At 39.8% G+C, this 18461-nt stretch carries 19 protein-coding genes; 10 read left to right on the forward strand and 9 right to left on the reverse strand.

Annotation, left to right across the window (positions count from 1 at the left end; genetic code table 11):
* Nucleotides 1-26 precede the first annotated feature (26 nt).
* The gene (locus BIZ36_RS00290; RefSeq protein WP_187455852.1) at nucleotides 27-1082 is read right to left on the reverse strand and encodes an NAD(P)-dependent alcohol dehydrogenase; all 1056 of its coding nucleotides are present in this window, start codon (nucleotides 1080-1082) and stop codon (nucleotides 27-29) included.
* A gap of 122 nt (nucleotides 1083-1204) precedes the next feature.
* Complete coding sequence (locus tag BIZ36_RS00295; protein ID WP_187455853.1) at nucleotides 1205-1684, reverse strand: Dps family protein; 480 nt, start codon at nucleotides 1682-1684, stop codon at nucleotides 1205-1207.
* 107 nt (nucleotides 1685-1791) lie between these two features.
* Between BIZ36_RS00295 and BIZ36_RS00300 the strand changes: the two genes are divergently transcribed.
* Complete coding sequence (locus BIZ36_RS00300) at nucleotides 1792-2736, forward strand: LysR substrate-binding domain-containing protein (protein ID WP_187455854.1); 945 nt, start codon at nucleotides 1792-1794, stop codon at nucleotides 2734-2736.
* Between the two features lie 48 nt (nucleotides 2737-2784).
* On the opposite strand, the gene BIZ36_RS00305 is transcribed toward BIZ36_RS00300, so the two are convergent.
* A complete protein-coding gene (locus BIZ36_RS00305; RefSeq protein WP_187455855.1) occupies nucleotides 2785-2982 on the reverse strand; it encodes a hypothetical protein in 198 nt (65 codons plus the stop codon).
* A 150-nt stretch (nucleotides 2983-3132) separates the two neighbouring features.
* On the opposite strand from BIZ36_RS00305, the gene BIZ36_RS00310 reads away from it, so the two are divergent.
* Nucleotides 3133-4401, forward strand: coding sequence for a D-alanyl-D-alanine carboxypeptidase/D-alanyl-D-alanine-endopeptidase (locus BIZ36_RS00310; RefSeq protein WP_187455856.1), 1269 nt, complete (start codon nucleotides 3133-3135; stop codon nucleotides 4399-4401).
* Nucleotides 4402-4406: 5 nt separating this feature from the next.
* Here BIZ36_RS00310 and nudK read toward each other — a convergent pair whose 3' ends face one another.
* Genes nudK through BIZ36_RS00325 form a run of 3 tightly spaced genes read right to left on the reverse strand, consistent with a single transcriptional unit; the run spans nucleotide 4407 to nucleotide 7301 of the window.
* Nucleotides 4407-4994, reverse strand: a complete 588-nt coding sequence (nudK, locus tag BIZ36_RS00315) for a GDP-mannose pyrophosphatase NudK (protein ID WP_187455857.1) — start codon at nucleotides 4992-4994, stop codon at nucleotides 4407-4409.
* 9 nt (nucleotides 4995-5003) lie between these two features.
* Entirely contained in the window at nucleotides 5004-5597 is a 594-nt protein-coding gene (locus BIZ36_RS00320) for a gluconate 2-dehydrogenase subunit 3 family protein (RefSeq protein ID WP_187455858.1), read from the reverse strand.
* A 3-nt stretch (nucleotides 5598-5600) separates the two neighbouring features.
* Nucleotides 5601-7301, reverse strand: coding sequence for a GMC oxidoreductase (locus tag BIZ36_RS00325; RefSeq protein ID WP_187455859.1), 1701 nt, complete (start codon nucleotides 7299-7301; stop codon nucleotides 5601-5603).
* A gap of 161 nt (nucleotides 7302-7462) precedes the next feature.
* Between BIZ36_RS00325 and BIZ36_RS00330 the strand changes: the two genes are divergently transcribed.
* A complete protein-coding gene (locus BIZ36_RS00330) occupies nucleotides 7463-9025 on the forward strand; it encodes a M81 family metallopeptidase (protein WP_187455860.1) in 1563 nt (520 codons plus the stop codon).
* Between the two features lie 8 nt (nucleotides 9026-9033).
* Here the strand turns inward: BIZ36_RS00330 and BIZ36_RS00335 are convergent, their stop codons facing one another.
* Entirely contained in the window at nucleotides 9034-9453 is a 420-nt protein-coding gene (locus BIZ36_RS00335) for a response regulator (RefSeq protein WP_187455861.1), read from the reverse strand.
* A gap of 180 nt (nucleotides 9454-9633) precedes the next feature.
* Here BIZ36_RS00335 and BIZ36_RS00340 point away from each other — a divergent pair, with 180 nt between their 5' ends.
* Nucleotides 9634-11109: a DUF5060 domain-containing protein gene (locus BIZ36_RS00340; protein ID WP_222937111.1), complete on the forward strand. Its 1476-nt coding sequence runs from the start codon at nucleotides 9634-9636 to the stop codon at nucleotides 11107-11109.
* On the opposite strand, the gene BIZ36_RS00345 is transcribed toward BIZ36_RS00340, so the two are convergent.
* Together BIZ36_RS00345 and BIZ36_RS00350 are read right to left on the reverse strand one after the other, a co-directional pair.
* On the reverse strand, nucleotides 11106-11903 hold the full coding sequence (locus BIZ36_RS00345) for a TIGR00266 family protein (RefSeq protein ID WP_187455862.1): 798 nt from the start codon (nucleotides 11901-11903) through the stop codon (nucleotides 11106-11108). The genes BIZ36_RS00340 and BIZ36_RS00345 overlap by 4 nt on opposite strands.
* 67 nt (nucleotides 11904-11970) lie before the next feature.
* The gene (locus tag BIZ36_RS00350) at nucleotides 11971-12432 is read right to left on the reverse strand and encodes a DUF4442 domain-containing protein (RefSeq protein WP_187455863.1); all 462 of its coding nucleotides are present in this window, start codon (nucleotides 12430-12432) and stop codon (nucleotides 11971-11973) included.
* A 133-nt stretch (nucleotides 12433-12565) separates the two neighbouring features.
* Here BIZ36_RS00350 and BIZ36_RS00355 point away from each other — a divergent pair, with 133 nt between their 5' ends.
* From BIZ36_RS00355 to BIZ36_RS00380, 6 genes are all read left to right on the forward strand, one after another.
* Complete coding sequence (locus tag BIZ36_RS00355) at nucleotides 12566-13048, forward strand: DUF4870 domain-containing protein (RefSeq protein ID WP_187455864.1); 483 nt, start codon at nucleotides 12566-12568, stop codon at nucleotides 13046-13048.
* Between the two features lie 101 nt (nucleotides 13049-13149).
* Complete coding sequence (locus BIZ36_RS00360) at nucleotides 13150-13551, forward strand: PadR family transcriptional regulator (RefSeq protein WP_502709160.1); 402 nt, start codon at nucleotides 13150-13152, stop codon at nucleotides 13549-13551.
* Between the two features lie 45 nt (nucleotides 13552-13596).
* On the forward strand, nucleotides 13597-15411 hold the full coding sequence (locus BIZ36_RS00365; RefSeq protein WP_187455865.1) for a PspC domain-containing protein: 1815 nt from the start codon (nucleotides 13597-13599) through the stop codon (nucleotides 15409-15411).
* Between the two features lie 127 nt (nucleotides 15412-15538).
* Complete coding sequence (locus BIZ36_RS00370; RefSeq protein WP_187455866.1) at nucleotides 15539-16270, forward strand: head GIN domain-containing protein; 732 nt, start codon at nucleotides 15539-15541, stop codon at nucleotides 16268-16270.
* A gap of 122 nt (nucleotides 16271-16392) precedes the next feature.
* Nucleotides 16393-17403, forward strand: coding sequence for a dipeptide epimerase (locus tag BIZ36_RS00375; protein WP_187455867.1), 1011 nt, complete (start codon nucleotides 16393-16395; stop codon nucleotides 17401-17403).
* A complete protein-coding gene (locus BIZ36_RS00380) occupies nucleotides 17403-18458 on the forward strand; it encodes an aminotransferase class I/II-fold pyridoxal phosphate-dependent enzyme (protein ID WP_187455868.1) in 1056 nt (351 codons plus the stop codon). The genes BIZ36_RS00375 and BIZ36_RS00380 overlap by 1 nt, the downstream gene beginning before the upstream one ends.
* Nucleotides 18459-18461: the final 3 nt, after the last annotated feature.

An 18461-nucleotide genomic window follows, 5' to 3' on the forward strand; every position in this document is an offset into this window, starting at 1 on the left:
TCCGTTGGAAGGGTTCTTGGTAGAAATTAACTATCTTTTAATGATTGCATATCAATTACAAATCGGTATTTCACATCGGACTTTACCAATCTATCATAGGCTTCATTAATATTCTGGATATTGATCATTTCAATCTCAGAGACTACATCGTTCTCCCCGCAAAAATCGAGCATTTCTTGGGTCTCTTTAATACCACCGATCATAGAACCTGCTATTCGCTTTCTTCCCATAATGATTCCGCCACCATGCAATGACTCAAGTGGTTCTACAGCTCCGACAAGCACCATGGTCGCATCTCTTTTTAATAGAGATACATAAGGATTCATATCATGGCCCACCGGAATAGTGTTCAATAAGAAATCAAAAGAACCGGCATGTTCTTTCATTTGTTTCTCATCTTTAGAAATTAAAACCTCATCTGCGCCTAGTTTTTTTGCGTCCTCACTTTTATTGGGAGATGTGGTTATCATTACGGTATGTGCTCCCATGGCATGGGCAAATTTGATACCCATGTGACCCAATCCTCCCAGACCGATCACGCCAACCTTATCCCCTTTTTTTACATTCCAGTGAGACAAAGGAGACCAAGTGGTAATTCCGGCGCAAAGCAAAGGTGCAGCTGCCTTGGGGTCTAGATTTTTCGGTATATGAAGTACGAAATTTTGGTCTACCACTATTTTTTCGGAATAGCCCCCAAAAGTATGTCCTCCCAGATGTTTGTCCGGTCCATTATAAGTCATCACAGCACCTTTTTCACAATACTGTTCCAAATCATCCTTGCAAGCACTGCATGTCTGGCAAGAGTCGACCATACAACCAACCCCGACCATATCATTTACTTTAAAATTTTCTACGTTTTCACCTACTGACACTACTTTTCCTATAATTTCATGCCCAGGAACTACCGGATATTTAGAGTTTTTCCAGTCATTTCGCACTTGGTGTAAATCGCTATGGCACACGCCACAATACAATATCTCAATTTCTACATCTTCTGGAGTAGGTTTTCTTCTATTGATTACGAATGGTTCTAAATCTGCCTCTTTTGATGAGGCAGCATATGCTTTAGTTTCTTTTGACATACATTTAATTTTTGAACAATCTAGGTTATTAAAAAATTTGCTAGTTGTTCAATTCAATAAATTATTGAACAAAAAGCCCCACCAAATGGCGGGGCTTGTATAAATCTTTAAACTTTAGTGCATTAAATTTCCTCGGCCAACCAAGCTTTCATCATCCAAACCGTTTTCTCTTGTTCCGTGATAAAATCACTCATCATCGCATTGGTACCTTCATCCCCGGATTTATCCGTAGCATCTAAGATACGCCTTTCAATAACCAATAATTCCTTTAGGGAATCCACTATCAATCTAATAGAATCCTCGTCATTAGAGACATTCTTTCCCACCGGTACCTTGGATGTTTTGATATAGTCCTCAAAAGTATGTAGTGGTACGCCTCCCAAAGTTAGAATACGCTCTGCAATCATATCTACCTTTTCATTGGCATCATCATATAGTTCCTCGAATTTTGGATGCAGTTCAAAAAAACGCTTCCCTTTAACGTTCCAATGTATACCTCTTAAATTCTGATAATATCTTTGGAAATTGGCTAAAAGTTCATTTAAATCCTCGCTTACTGTTTTAGAATCTTTTTCACTTAATCCTATGCTATTCAATTTCATTTCGTTTCTATATTTTTGATTACACCATAAAATTATAAAATATCAGAGGCTTACATAATAAGTTTTATTGATAGTTTTTATAACTTTATCGCTTTAATTTATTTACAATGACAATAACGCAATTGCAATATGTTTTGGCGGTCGCAGAACATAAAAATTTTACCTTGGCTGCTCAAAAGAGCTTTGTTACCCAACCTACTCTGAGTATGCAGGTACAAAAATTGGAGGATGAACTTGATATACTCATTTTTGACCGAAGCAAAAAACCGATTACCATTACTGAGGTGGGAAAAAAAATTGTAAACCAAGCTAAGAATATTGTCAATGAGGCCAACCGTATTCAGGACATTGTAGACCAAGAAAAAGGATTTATTGGCGGGGATTATATGCTGGGTATTATACCCACTGTAATGCCCACCCTACTGCCCATGTTCCTTAAGACCTTTATAAAAAGATATCCAAAGGTCAATCTTATTATTAAGGAACAAAGCACGGAAAATCTCATTAAAAATCTTCAAGACGGTCATTTAGATGCAGGAATAGCCGCCACACCATTGGAAATTGAATATTTAAAGGAACGCCCGTTGTACTATGAACCTTTTGTGGGTTATGTACCTCCCGGACATAGACTTTATCAGCAACCAAAACTTAAACCCGAAGATTTGGATATACAAGATGTTCTTCTATTGCAAGACGGCCATTGTTTTAGGGATGGAGTTATCAATCTTTGCAAGGCGCCTAGAAATTTTCAGGAAGAACATTTTAGATTGCAGAGTGGTAGTTTTGAAACTTTGGTCAACTTAGCGGATGAGGATTTGGGAATGACTTTACTACCCTACCTCAACACTTTGGAGTTGGATGAGCATAAAAAAGAAAAATTAAAATACTTTGAAGCCCCTTCTCCTGCCAGGGAAGTGAGTCTTATCTACCATAAAAGCGAATTGAAAATTCAAATTACAGAAGCCCTACGTGACGTAATACTAGGCATTGTGAGAGGTGCCATTGCCTTTCAAGATGTAAAAATTGTAAGCCCCTTAAATAAAAAAGCTTGAATTGTACAAAAGCAAATCGCCCTCCAAAATGTGGAGGGCGATTTGCTTTTATGCCTTTAGATAAATTAAACTTTGTTGTAATTCTGGCTTATCAGTTAAATATTGCTGTAACCATATTTTTAGCTCTTCCACTTCCTCTGGCAGTAATCTCTCTACCGCCTTTTTAAGCTCTTTTAAAAACAACCTAGAATCGAAACTAACTTTTTTCAATACAGTTTTAGTGTACTCTAGCATACCTTTTGCCATTGATTATTTATTTAGTTAATTGTTCTTTGGGGACCTTTTTGGTCAACCTAAAGTTAAACATTAAACCTCCTCTATTAGTGTAATTCCGTTGTTAAATCTTAGCCAATTTCTTGTTAAATAGCCTATTTTTGGGGTGCCAAACAAATCTATATGTATAGAATATTTCTTTCCGCCCTCCTTGTAGCCTTACTTTCTGCATGTGCCAGTAGTTCCAAGATCATCAACAAAACTTCTAAAGAATTATTACAAACGGAGTTTTACGATAATCATTTTACCGGCATGCTAATTATTGATCCTTCCTCCAATGATACCCTTTTGGACTACGATAGCGAGAAATATTTTATACCCGCAAGCAACACTAAAATTTTTAGCCTCTATACTTCTTTGAAAATGTTACCGGATAGTATTCCGGCATTCTCGTACATCAAAGAAAATGATACTACGTACATTCAAGGTACCGGCGATCCCACCTTATTTCATCCATATTTCAATAGTGACAAAGTGGTTAAATTTCTAAAAAACCAGTCCAACCTAAAATTTAAAATAAACAATCTGAAGGATGAAAAATTAGGACCGGGTTGGTCATGTGGCGATTACCAATATTACTATCAAGTTGAGCGAAGCGCTTTACCCCTTTACGGAAATGTCTTAACAGTTACCAATAGTACGGAACCTAAGGTACAGCCTTCCGTCTTTAAGGATAGTATTATCGCTATTAATTCCCGTGATAACCGAGAGCAGGAAAAGAATATCTTCTACTTTGACTCCAATAGGAAAGACACTTTAGAAGTTCCTTTTAGAACCAGTGAACTGCTTTCCAAATCTATTCTGGAATCTGAGTTGGGAAAAGAAATTATGGTAGGGAATGATTTTCCTCTCGGGACAAAATCAGTTTTTTATAGCATGCCCAAAGATACCGTGCTTAAGAGGATGATGCATGTTAGCGACAATTTTATAGCAGACCAACTACTCATCTTAGCTTCTTCTACCCTGTCTGATACGCTCAGCATTCATATGGCTCAAAAATATATGCTTGAAAATTATTTAAATGATTTAAAGCAAGAACCTAGGTGGGTAGATGGTTCGGGGCTCTCGAGATATAATCTCATAAGCCCAAAATCAATCGTTCATGTTTTGCATAAAATGTACAGGGAAATAGAAATGGAGCGACTATTAAGCTTCTTTCCGGCTGGAGGAGCTTCTGGAACTTTGAAAAGTTGGTACCCTGGCGACCCAGAACCGTATGTTTACGCCAAAACCGGAAGTCTGAGCAATAACCATTGCCTGAGCGGCTTTATAAAAACAAAATCTGGCAAGACCCTAATTTTCAGCTTTATGAACAATCATTTCAGGAAGCCTTCATCCGACGTCAAAAAACGTATGCAGATGATTCTGGAAAACGTAAGGGATACTTATTAACCTTTTTATTCATCTATAAGTCCATGTATTTTAGCATACTGCAAAAGCATAATGGATTTGGAGTCTTTAATCTCCCCACTTGAAATCATGGACATCGCAGTTGAAAACGGCATTTCAAGAACTTCTATATTTTCGGTTTCATCTGCTGCACCGCCGCCTTCGTTCACTTTCATACGGGCCTCATATTCGCCCACGAAAAAATGAAGGATTTCCGTTACCGAACCGGGAGACATATAACTTTCAAAGACTTTTCTAACCTTATCTATTTGATATCCGGTTTCTTCCTCTACCTCTTTCTTAATGCATTCTTCTGGGTTCAAACCGTCTAACAGTCCTGCGCATACTTCCACCATCATGCCGTCTTCGTTACCGTTCACGTAAGTAGGCATTCTAAACTGTTTGGTCAACACTACGGTCCCTTTCTTTTTGTTATATAACAAAATAGCAGCTCCGTTACCCCGGTCATACGCTTCACGCTCTTGGATCTCCCACAAGCCGTCATCTTTTTGATATTCGTAGGTGTATTTATTTAAGGTATACCAGTTGTCTGATAGTACTTCCTTGGTAATATTCTTTATTCGGGAATTGTTCATCTAGGCTATTTACAAACTCCATTTATTCCCCACTTCGGATAGGGGCTTACAAGGTTCATACACCCCTGGGACAGGGTCATAACTCAATACATTTTCGCCAATTTCTTGGGAGGTGGTATAGGCCCAAATAGCCATTGATTTCATTGACCTATAAAAGCCAATAGGCTGTTGGTCACCAACGGAGGTTCCCCATATTCCAGGGTTGAATTTCCCAGAGTTGGCTTCTTGTTCCTTCAAAAAGGCCATTTTGTTATCGTCATTTAAATCTGCAAAATTAGAGCCATAAGCCTTGGTACTCTGTTGGTTAAAAGCAAGAATATCCGCTCTCATTGCCTTTTGTCCTTCTTCATCATAGGTATGTGCTATGACCTTATCAATAAACATATCCGCTTTTACATCTAGAGCACCAGGAGTTTGGGTTCTGGGCAAAATGGTATCTAAAAGAGATGAAATGGTTACCGCTTCATTTTGGGTTAAAAATTCAGGCTGCCAGTCTACTCTTTTTTCTTCTTTACAAGCTTGAAACAAGGAAAATAAGGTTGGGGTCAACACTGTAGCCCCCGCCAATAATCCCGTTCTTTTTAATGCTTTTCTCCTATCCATAACCTATAAATTCATTTTTTTCAATTCTGATACCGCATGGTCTGCCGCCCGGGCCGTAATAGCCATATAAGTAAGTGAAGGATTCACGCATGATGAAGATGTCATACAAGCTCCATCCGTTACAAAAACATTATTGGCCCCATGTACTTGGTTAAACTCATTTAAAACAGAAGTTTTTGGGTCGCGGCCCATTCTGGCCGTACCCATTTCATGCACACCATATCCTGGCGGATGTTCCTTGTCAAAACCTAATACATCCTTGACGCCTGCTTTTTCAAGCATTTCCACAGCATCTTCCTGAATTTGTTTATTGAGTGCCTTTTCGTTCTCCTTAAATTCAGCATCTATAGTAAGCGTAGGTTGTCCCCATTTATCCAATACATCCTTGTTAAGGGAAATTTTGTTCTCATGGTATGGTAGGCATTCCGCAAAACCGGTAATGAAAAACTCCCACGGACCTGGTTTTAGAAGTCCGTCTTTAAAGTCGGCACCAAACTCTTCCTTATTGGCAGCATTACCCCCTCTATAGGCTCCTCCCTGATACCCAAATCCTCTTAAAAATTTGTCCGATTTACTATTTTCGTCAATATTCCAATAGCGAGGGATGTAAATTCCGTTGGGTCTTCGTCCTTTATAATAGGTATCTTCAAAACCTTCCACTTTTCCAATAGCCCCAACTCTATAGGTATGGTCCATTAGGTTATGGCCCAATTCTCCACTATCATTTCCCAAACCGTTTTCAAACCTTTTGGAAACGGAGTTCATTAAAATATGGGCTGTACTAAGTGCAGAAGCGTTTACGAAAATGATTTTTGCGGAAAACTCCATATCCTCGTTTGATTCCGCATCAATAATTCTCACGCCCGTTGCTTTTCCTTTCTTGTCATCATATAGAACCGATTGTACAATCGAGAAAGGCCTAATGGTAAGATTTCCGGTTGCATTGGCCGCTGGCAAGGTAACCGCATTACTACTAAAATAGGCACCAAACGGACACCCACGGCTACATCTGTTCCTATACTGGCATTGCCCCCTTCCATTATGAGGTTGTGTTAAATGGGCTACACGACCTATGGTCATGTTTCGTCCGGGAAAGTTCTTTTCAATTCTAGACTTTACGTGTTTCTCAACACAGTTAAGTTCCATGGGAGGTAAAAAATGACTGTCTGGCAATTGCGGAAGTCCCAAGGCCTCTCCACTGATACCCGCAAATTTTTCTACATAAGTGTACCAAGGTTCTAAGTCCTTATATCTTATGGGCCAATCTATTCCGTGTCCATCTTTGGCGTTGGCCTCAAAATCTAAATCGCTCCATCGGTAGGTTTGTTTCCCCCACAATAAGGATTTTCCTCCCATTTGATGCCCTCTAAGCCAAAGAAATGGCTTTTCTTCGGTATAAGGATTTGCTTCGTCATCTGCCCAAAAGTGCTCTGTATCTTGACCTACCCAGCCAGAACGTATATTTTTGTAATGCTTTTTTTTCTGCTCAGGAGTGAGTCCACCTCTATAGTCCATATCCCATGGGTCCAAGTTCATGGTAGGATAATCTATTACGTGTTTCACTAAAGGGCCGCGTTCCAACACCAAGGTTTTTAATCCCTTTTCACAAAGTTCTTTGGCTGCCCATCCTCCGCTAATTCCAGATCCTATGACTATGGCATCATAGGTCATTTCCTTTTTCGCATCAATATTGTAATTGGCCATAAATAATATAAAATTTACCATCCCAAGATAGGGATATTTCAAAGAGCCTACAAAAAAATACGATATCTCAAAAAGTCTTGTACTTCTCCTTTCTCAAGATAATATAGATTCCAAAAGTTGTACCTTTTACTGCTCCAAACTAAACCAAACAAAAATTTCTCATGAAAAATTTTTTTGCTCTATTTTCCGTATTATCCTTTCTTTTTGGATGTAATAGTCCCGCCGATAAAAAAACAAAAGGCGATCTTCCAAGAATCGCCATTGCTGGTATAGGTATTGAATCCAGCACCTTTTCACCAGCTACGACCGATGAGGCAGCTTTTCATGCGCGCATCGGAGATTCTATTTTTGGGCGCTATCATTTTTTTGCAGATACCACGAGTATTCGCCAAAGGGTCGAATGGATACCCACCGTATTGGGAAAATCAATACCGGGAGGTATTGTAACCCGCGAGGCCTACGAATCTTTGGTAGAAAAAACCTTAAAGATGCTTGAGGAAAATGGACCTTATGACGGATTGTTCTTTGATATTCACGGTGCAATGAGTGTGCAAGGAATTTCTGATGCCGAAGGTGACCTCATTAAAAGAATTCGAGAAGTTGTTGGACCGGAAGTCATGATTTCTACCTCTATGGATCTTCATGGCAATGTTTCGTATGATCTTGCCAAACATTCGGATTTAATTACCTGTTATAGAATGGCCCCTCATGAAGATGCCCTAGAATCCAAACTAAGGGCTATCACCAACTTATTAGATCGTTTAGAAAGTGGTAAGGGCAAACCGGCCTACAAAGCGTATGTTCCAGTTCCTATTTTACTTCCAGGGGAAAAAACGAGTACCCGTATAGAACCGGGAAAAAGTCTTTATGCAAAAGTACCGGACGTTGCTGACAAGGAAGGTGTTATTGATGCCGCGATTTGGATCGGTTATGCTTGGGCAGACGAACCTAGAAACCATGCGGTAGTCATGGCATATGGAGATGATGAAGAAGCGGTTAAAAAAGGCGCCGAATATTTGGCTGATTCTTTCTGGAACGTACGCAAACAATTTGAGTTCGTTGCCCCTACCGCCACCTTGGATGAAAGTCTTAAAAAAGCACTTTCAAGTAACAAAAAACCATTTATGATAAGTGATATGGGCGACAACCCAACTGCTGGTGGCGCGGGAGATGTTACGTGGACTTTAAATGAATTATTAAAAAGATCGGAGTTTAAAAGGGAAATCGGCCCCTCCGTTATATATGCTTCTTTGCCCGGACCTGACTTGGTTGAAAAAGCATTGGAAGTGGGTGTTGGTAAAAGAGTCAAGGGGTTGGTAGGTGCCCAGGTTGATGACCGCTTTGCCCCTCCTATTGAATTGGAGGGTATCATTACCGCAATCAAGAAAGGTGACCGAGATGCAGAAGTTGAAGTGGTCGTAAAGGTGGGTAGCATCCATGTTATTGTGACACAAAAACGAAAGCCTTACCACCATAAAAAGGATTTTACGGATTTACAGCTCGACCCGGAAAACACGGATATTGTAGTGGTGAAAATTGGTTATTTGGTACCTGAGCTATATGACATGCGAGGTGATTGGATCATGGCCCTGACTCCTGGTGGAGTAGACCAAGATTTGGAAAGATTAGGCTACCAAAATATTAAGAGACCTATGTTCCCGTTGGATGCGGACATGGAGACTCCTAATCTAAAGGCACAGTTAATTCCGTTGGCCAACCAATAAAAACCTTATTAAAGATAATTGGCATTAAAAGTCTCTTCCAAAAGTGGTTTGGATAAAGGCTTATCAAAATGCCCTTTTACGGAAGGGTGTTCTTTTGCTTTCTTTCGGTCTTTAGAATTGGTAAAGGCCGAAAGAATGTAAACATCTGTGGAAGATTTTCCCTTTGTCATTTTATCAAAATTGGCGAGAAACGTCCAGCCATCCATACCGGGCATAATCAAATCCAAAAGAATGATATCGGGTTTTTCTTCATCACTGTCCAAAGAATCGGAGAAAATTTTTAGTGCCGTTTCCGCACTATCGAAATCGATGACCTTGCAGTTTCCGTTCCATTGCTCTATACCATAACGAGTGGCGAAAAGAGAAACAAAATCATCATCAATGACCCACACTACTAATTGTGTGTTCGTAACCGATTTAGACTTCATGAAAAAAAATCAGGGCTTTAGGGGGTTGATACTGAGATTCGCAGGGTAAATATAGGTAAAAGTGTCAATGGCCTAGTTCTATTTCTCTTCAAATTACCAATTACCTCTATAACGAACAAAATTTTGGTAAATTTAATCAGTAAGATACATCATGCCTTATAAAACCATTTTCTACCCGTCATGAAAAATGCAATACTTTTCATTGTTCTTTTAACAAGTATATTTTCATTTGCCACTGAAAAATGGGATGTTTTTGAAGTGGAATTCAAAGGTCCAGTCACCACTAATCCATTTACCGACGTACAATTGGAAGCGCAATTCAAGCACGGAAATATTAGCTACATAGTCAACGGCTTTTATGATGGCAATGAAACTTATAAAATTAGGTTTATGCCAGAATTTGAAGGAGAATGGACATTTAAAACCCAAAGTAATATAAGCTCTCTTGATAATCAGACAGGAAAATTTATTTGTACCCCAGCCACGGAAGGTAATCGCGGGCCTGTAGTAGTTCGAGATACGTTTCACTTTGCCTATTCAGACGGTACTCCTTTTTATCCTTTAGGAACAACTGCTTATGCTTGGGCACACCAAAACGATAAGTTGATCGAACAAACATTAAATACGCTTTCTGAGCATAGTTTCAATAAGATTAGAATGACAGTAATGCCAAAATACTATGGGCGATATATTTCTAACGAACCTATACATTATCCTTTTGAAAAATCATCCGATTCTACTTGGAACCACAAAAAATTCAATTTGGAGTTTTTCAGGAATATTGAAAGGCGCATTGGACAGCTGAAAGAACTTGGAATTGAAGCAGATGTTATTCTATTCCATCCGTATGACAAATGGGGTTTTAGTAAAGGAACGGTAGAAGAAAACCAGTTGTATCTCAAATACCTCATTGCGCGCATCTCTTCCTATAGTAACGTTTGGTGGAGTATGGCCAACGAGTACGACCTTATGAATAAATCAGAAGAAGAGTGGGAAGTTTATTTTAAAAGCATTCTAAAAAACGACCCGCACCGCCACTTAAAATCCATTCACAACGGGAAAGCTTGGTACAACCACTCAAAACCATGGATTACCCATTTAAGCGTTCAGACGCCCTACTTAGAAAAAACACAACAATGGCGAGAAACTTACCAGAAGCCAGTTATCAATGATGAGTTCGTTTATGAAGGCAATGTACCCTATGACTGGGGCAACTTGACGGCAGAAGAAACGGTGAACCGCTTTTGGATTCTTTATTGTCGCGGTGCATACGCCTCTCACGGAGAAACCTATACCCACAAAGAAAACATTCTTTGGTGGTCTAAAGGAGGGAAATTATACGGTAAAAGCCCGAAGCGGCTAACTTTTTTGCATCAAATTATGAAAGAAGCTCCCGATGTGGTTCATCCCATTCATACAGAATGGAACAAAGAAACGTACTTGTACAACGGTACTGATTACTATCTCCACTACTATGGCAATAGTCAACAAGCAAGCGCCATCTTAAATCTTTCAGAGGGTAAAAAGTATAAGCTTGAGGTAATCGATGCTTGGAATATGACCGTTGTCCCCTTAGGTGGTCATTATTCGGGTAAGGTTGAAATACCACTGCCCCAACGACCTTACATGGCAGTTAGGGCAAAGGTGATTCACTAAAATCGGTTATCGCCACCTACAATATCGCCAAGGGTACCTAAAATGCTTCCTTCTCCCTTATCTTTACCTCCTCTAGGAATAGAAGCCAATACACGACCTGCCAAACGGCTAAAGGGCAAGGATTGTATATAAACGGTTCCGGGGCCACGTAACGTGGCAAAAAATAGACCTTCTCCGCCAAAAACGGTATTTTTGATACCACCTACAAATTCAATATCATAATCCACCTCTTGGGAGAAACCAACGATACAACCGGTATCTACTTTGAGTACTTCACCGGGTGCCAATACTTTTTTAGCCAAGGTACCGCCTGCATGGATAAAAGCAAGGCCATCTCCTTCCAGTTTTTGCATAATAAAACCTTCTCCCCCAAAAAGACCACGGCCCAATTTTCTAGAAAATTCGATACCTACGGATACACCTTTGGCTGCGCATAGAAAAGCATCTTTCTGACATATGAATTTTCCATTTTTCTCGGAAAGGTCTATGGGTACTATTTTACCGGGATAAGGCGATGCAAAACTCACTTGCTTTTTCCCCATTCCAATATTTAAAAAAGCCGTCATAAAAAGACTTTCCCCTGTCAGTATTCGCTTTCCGGCAGAAAAAATCTTACCTAGAACTCCCTTTTCTTGATTGCTTCCATCTCCAAAAATGGTGTCCATTTTAATATCGGAGTCCATCATCATAAAGCTTCCGGCTTCGGCAACCACCGCTTCTTGGGGATCCAGCTCAATTTCTACATATTGCATCTCTTCGCCGTAAATCTGATAGTCTATTTCGTGTGCATTCATTTTTTTGATTGATTTATTGTGATGCTTATTAGTAGTCTAAAATAGTCGGTTTGTTACAAAACAATCCTTATTTTGAACTTTTTACCTTCACCGTCCATTCAAAATTAAAGGTAGATACCACTACCCCATCTTCATTAACCCCTACGGACTTCATCCAAAAGGTTTGTCCTTCCCCAGTCGCTACCGTTTTATCAATGGCCTCTTTTATCAGATGTCCGTCATTGCAGGTAAAGGTGATTCTTCCTGTGGCTTTTTTAGAGAAGTTGGCATTGTTGTTGGCCACTAACATGCTAATTTTTTTTCCGCTTTGCCGTATTTGATTGATAACCATAGCCCCTGTACTGAGCTCGGCCGCCATACCTTGAACGGCCCAAAACATACTCTTAAATGGGTTCTGATTGCGCCACGAATGTTTAACAGTAACCACACAGCTACCCTCATTTATCGATTTTACACGAACACCTGTCCACCAAGCGGCAGGTAACTTAAAAAAAGTGAATTGATTGAACTTCTTAGCGGAAACGCCCATATTCATTAAGGTTTTTCTCAAAAATATGCAAAATAACCGAAACTCAAATTGTTAATTAATTCTTAAATTTTAGTACTTTGTTTTGCATAGTACCTTTTTTTAGAAATATATTTGCATAAGAAATTACTAAGTCATGGAAAGTACAATCACCAAACACGAACGAAATTTATCGGCTATCATACATGCTTCTACCTTTTCGAAGTTTGTGGTTCCCTTTGGCAACTTTATCATTCCATTGGTATTGTGGACCGCCAATAAAAATGAATATGAGTTTGTAGACTACAATGGAAAGCAGGCCCTTAATTTTCAAATTAGCCTTTTGTTATACTCGGTTATTTTGGGAGCCATCAGTATACCGTTTTTCATTGGCTTCTTTCCTGAGATTTTTGATTTTGGTCTATTTGGTTTCGATAGGCTGAACAACTATAACAATTTTTCGATTCAGCTAGACCCCGATAATTTTCACTTTGGTTCTTGGCTGATTCCATTAAGCCTAGCCGGTTTAGTACAAGCGGCTTTATTCTTACTAAATGTGGTTTATAGCATTCTTGCAACCATCAAAACTAATGAAGGACACCATTTTGAATATCCGCTAACCATAAAATTTATTAAATAAAAATACCGGGGTCTCATCAGCCCTTAATCATAGAGAGTTTATTCATCAATCAATCACCATCAGAATGTTTATTCATCGATCAAAAAACGAACAGTCAACCCATGCAGAAGACATTTACAGAAAAAACGCGTTCCCCCAATGCGAAGGAACTGCATAAAAAGCGAAACGAAATTATGAACGTAGAGAATACAAAAGCGCAGATGCGCAAAGGGGTTTTGGAGTACTGCATCCTATCCATTCTTAATGGAAAGGACAAGTATGCCTCTGAGATACTTCAAACCCTTAAAGACGCAAAAATGCTCGTAGTGGAGGGTACTATTTACCCCCTACTGACCCGATTGAAAAATGCGGGACTATTGAGCTATAGATGGGAAGAGTCTACCTCTGGCCCACCTAGAAAATACTACGCCCTAACAGAGACGGGCAAACTTTTTCTAAAAGAACTTGATGCCACTTGGGACGAGCTTAGAACCGCCACCAATTTGGTAACCAGCAACAAATAACTTAAAAGCAAAAGGCCAACGGCACACCGCCTAAAAATAAAGACAATGAACAAAACGATAAATATAAACCTAGCCAACATGCTTTTTCATATGGATGAGGAAGCATATAACAAAATGCAGCGCTACCTAGAATCGGTCAAGCGTTCTTTTGCCAATACCCCGGGCAGCGAAGAAATCATAGCTGATATCGAGGCGCGCATAGCGGAACTTTTTAGTGAAAAACTAGAAAATGAACGTCAGGTCATCACTACCAAAGAGGTAGATGCCGTAATAGCTATTATGGGGCAGCCAGAAGACTACATGGTAGATGAAGATATGTTTGAAGACGAACCAAAATCTACCTATAAAAAGTCAAGAAAACCCAAAAAATTCTATAGGGATACGGAGCATAAATACATTGCCGGAGTTTCTTCTGGCTTGGGCCACTACTTTAATATCGACCCACTTTGGATTCGCCTCATTTGGATTATATTGACTATCGGTTCTACCGGAGCCTTCATTTTCATCTATGCCCTGCTTTGGTTATTGATACCGGAGGCAAGAACAACTTCGCAAAAATTGGATATGCGGGGGGAGGATATCAACATCAGCAATATAGAACGCAAGGTCAAGGAAGGCTTTGATGATGTTGCCCAAAAAATTAAGAGCGTCGATTACGAAGGTGTATCCCAAAAGGTCAAAAATGGCGGAAAGTCGTTTTTTGATACCCTAGGAGATATTATCATGTTCTTCTTTAAGATTTTCGGGAAGTTCATAGGTATTATTCTCGTGGTCATTGGAGCCGCGACCATTATTGGAATGTTCATTGGCATGCTTACCATGGGCACCCTAGGTTGGGTTGACTTACCAGGAATGGATGGCTTTCTGAACAACATAACGGGCGCTCCAATCTGGGTATTTTCTCTTTTGCTCTTCTTTGCAATAGGCATCCCTTTCTTTTTCTTGATGTACTTGGGACTAAAAATCTTGGTCAACAACTTAAAATCCATAGGTAACGTAGCCAAGTTTTCCTTATTGGGGCTTTGGCTCATCTGTATCATTTCACTGATTGTTTTAGGTGTCAGGGAAGCTGCATCGCACGCATTTACCGGGAGCGTTAAGAATGATTATGAACTTAATCTAAGTGCAGAAACGGATACCCTGAACTTACAATTAGTGGCATCGGAATTTTATGATGATGGTGAATATGTACGTATGAACGATATGATTCTTGTTTACGATAATGAGGGCAACCCCATGTTGCAATCAGAAGATGTGCGTTTCAACATCAGAAAGGCGACTGATTCCGTTGCAAAAATCACTATCAGAAAAGAAGCTAACGGACCTTCATTTGATGAAGCGCGGGCAACCGCAGAAACCATAGATTACCAATACGAACTTAGAGGTCAAACCCTTCTTTTAAACAGTTTTCTAACGACTACCGATAAAAGTAAGTTTAACGACCAAGAAGTTAGGGTGAACCTTTATTTACCCGAAGGTCAGTTCTTAAAGTACTCCCCTTCAAACTCACGTAATTGGACGATAAGGGCAGAACACGACCCTGAAGTAGATGAACCGGAAGATTACCTATGGCAGATGGGTAATGATGGAGAGCTCAAATGTCAGAATTGTCCCGAAGAGATTCTGAACGAATCCAATGATGAAAACAGAATTCGTATCAACGAAAATGGGATAGATATCAATATAAAGGATGAGAACGGAGAATCTTTCAAGATGAAAATAGGCAACGAAGAGGATCAGATTAAGGCCAGGGACCATGAAGATAACGTTGACATTAACATAAGCGGAGAAGGCAACCAAATTAAAATAGAAGCAGAAGATGGGGAAAAGACCATCACCAAAACCATCATTCAAGACTAAAAATGACGATTCAGGTTATAAAAAGAACATTTCAGTAACAATTAAACAAGTCAATCGTCTTTAACATACATCTTTGTCATATCAATAAAACGAACATCAAAAAACAACAATCAAAAAACCAACAGTCATGACAACTTTAGTACGCGCAGCAATTGCATTCATCGTCGCCATATTCCTCTCCTCATGCGGCTTTGACATTAACATTGGAGATTTTGGTTCCGGCACGCCGGGAGATGGAAACGTAGTAACGGAAAACCGTGAAATATCAGATGATTTTACCGAAATAGCCTCCTCAGAAGGTCTGGAAGTAATTGTCTTACAAGAGGACAACTATAAAATTAAGGTAGAGGCCGATGAAAATATCATCGATTTGATAGCTACCGATATCAAAGATGGCAAACTGAAAATTCATGCGAGGGAGAATATTGGGCGGGCCACCAAAAAAATATATGTTTCCCTACCCGAAATTGATTTGCTCAAAGCATCCAGCGGAAGTTATTTAAAAGCAGAAAATTCAATTACCTCCGGAGATTTGGAGATTGACGGTAGTAGCGGGGCTCGAATGATCGTTGAACTTAATGCAACATCCCTAATGATAGATGCCAGCAGTGGTGCCAATTTAACAATTTCAGGAGAAGCGGAACAAAGCAACGTAGATGTTAGTTCCGGGGGCAACATCAATGCAAAAGACCTACAGGTACAATCTTGTAATGCAGAAGCTAGTAGTGGTGGCAACGTAAAAATTATGGTAGCCAAAAATCTTGTTGCGGAGGCCAGTAGTGGAGGTAATATTTCATACTCGGGCGACCCCGAAGTTTCTCAAAAAAAATCCGTTTCAGGTAGCGTACATCAGTACTAACAACCATCATTGAACACATATTCATACCCGTTGTTTAAGCAACGGGTATTTTTTTAAAAAAGACCGAAGACATTTAGATGCGTGAAAAGGTCTTTATATCTTCGTGCAAACTAAACTAACGTATGCAGCTAACTTTACAGAAAAAGGTGCTACAGCTAAAGCACACTTTTAGCATATCACGTGAATCGCACGATTTTCAGGACACTTTAATTGTAAGCCTAACCCTGGATGGCAAAACCGGTTTTGGGGAGAGTACCTCCAATCCCTATTACAAAATAACCGTCGAAAGTATGATGGCCGAAATTGAGAATATTCGTCCTGATATTGAATCCTTCGATTTTAAAAAACCAGAAGATTTTCATAAATTCTTGACTGAAAAGGGACTTACCAATTTTGCTATATGTGCCTTGGACCTTGCCGCTTGGGACTTGTATGGTAGATTGGAGAACCAACCGTTGTACAAAATTTGGGGAACATCCAATGAAAATTACCCCATTACCAACTATACCATAGGCATAGCTCCCATTGATAAAATGGTAGAGAAAATGAAAGAAATGCCATGGCCCATTTACAAAATTAAACTGGGTACGGAAGATGATGTGGCTATTGTTCGGGAATTACGAAAACATAGCGATGCCCTTTTCCGAATCGATGCGAATTGTGCCTGGACGGCGGAAGAGACCATTGAAAACGCCCCACAGCTTAAAGAATTAGGGGTAGAATTTTTAGAACAACCACTAAGAGCCGATGATTGGGAAGGCATGGAAAAAGTAGCTCACAACAGCGTGTTACCGGTTATTGCAGATGAAAGTTGTATTGTAGAGCAAGACGTAGAAAGATGTGGATTGCATTTTAATGGCATCAATATTAAATTGACCAAGTGCGGAGGCCTTACCCCTGCCCTGCGCATGATCAAAAAGGCCAAGGAAATGGGACTTAAAGTAATGGTAGGCTGTATGACAGAATCTACCGTTGGTATTTCTGCCATTGCACAGTTGCTTCCGCAATTGGATTATGTTGATATGGACGGCCCTTTGTTGTTGAAAAATGATATTGCAGATGGCATTAGAATTTTGGATAATGGTCAACTTATCTATCCCGAACTGGCCGGGTCGGGTATAACCTTACGATAATGGCATATGAAATAGACACATTCCCCGGGAGAACGGTTTCCGTGAAAGGAGAACCCCACCTATATTTTGGAGGTACCGGTTACCTGGGACTTCAAACGGATGCGCTATTTCAAAACCTTTTTATCCAAAACGTGCGTAAATACGGCACCAACTATGGGGCATCGCCAAAATCGAACATACAAATAGACGTTTACCGAAAAACGGAATACGTTTTATGCCATTTGGTTGGCAGTGAAGCGGCCCTTACCCTCTCATCTGGTTATTTGACCGGACAATTATTGGCCCAAACGTTGGATGATAAATACCATCACCTATTCTACGCTCCAAACACCCATGCAGCCTTGTTTCAAAGAAAAATTAAGCCATTTACCACCTTTACGGCTTTGAACATTGCGGTCAGGGAGCAGTTGGAATCTAAAAACAATAAAGAAACCCCAGTAGTATTTTTGGACTCCATTGACTTCTCAGGATGTAACTATCCCAATTTCAATGCCTTGAAAGCACTGCCTTTGGAAGAGGTTATTTTGGTGGTCGATGATTCCCATGGAATTGGAGTTGTTGGTGAAAATGGAGGTGGGGTTTTCAATCAACTAAAAGAACTTAATTGTAAAGAGTTAATCGTTTGTTGTTCCTTAGGAAAAGGCTTTGCTATACAGGGTGGAGCTATTTTTGGAAGTGTTGAGCGGATTAAAAAGCTAAAGAACACTGCATTTTTCGGCGGCGCAAGTCCGGCAACTCCAGCTTCTTTGGCCACGTTTTTAGATGCGCAAAAGTTGTATGGCGAAAAAAGAAGGGAATTGCGAAAACACATTGCCTATTTTTCTACCCATCTGAAAAGACCAAAGAAATTCCATACCATGAAGGAGCATCCTGCATACACCTTTGCCGACCCTCAGTTTACGGAGTATCTGGAAAGTCAAAAAATTATTGTGACGAGTTTTCCGTATCCGGACGAAGATGCGCAATTAATGAGTAGGATTGTTTTGAGTGCAGGCCATAAAAAAGAGGATATTGACCATCTTTTGGAATGTATCAATATCCTCCCTAAACTTTAAACC

This window comes from Cytophaga sp. FL35, assembly GCF_014349235.1.
In the GTDB taxonomy this organism is placed as follows: domain Bacteria; phylum Bacteroidota; class Bacteroidia; order Flavobacteriales; family Flavobacteriaceae; genus Euzebyella.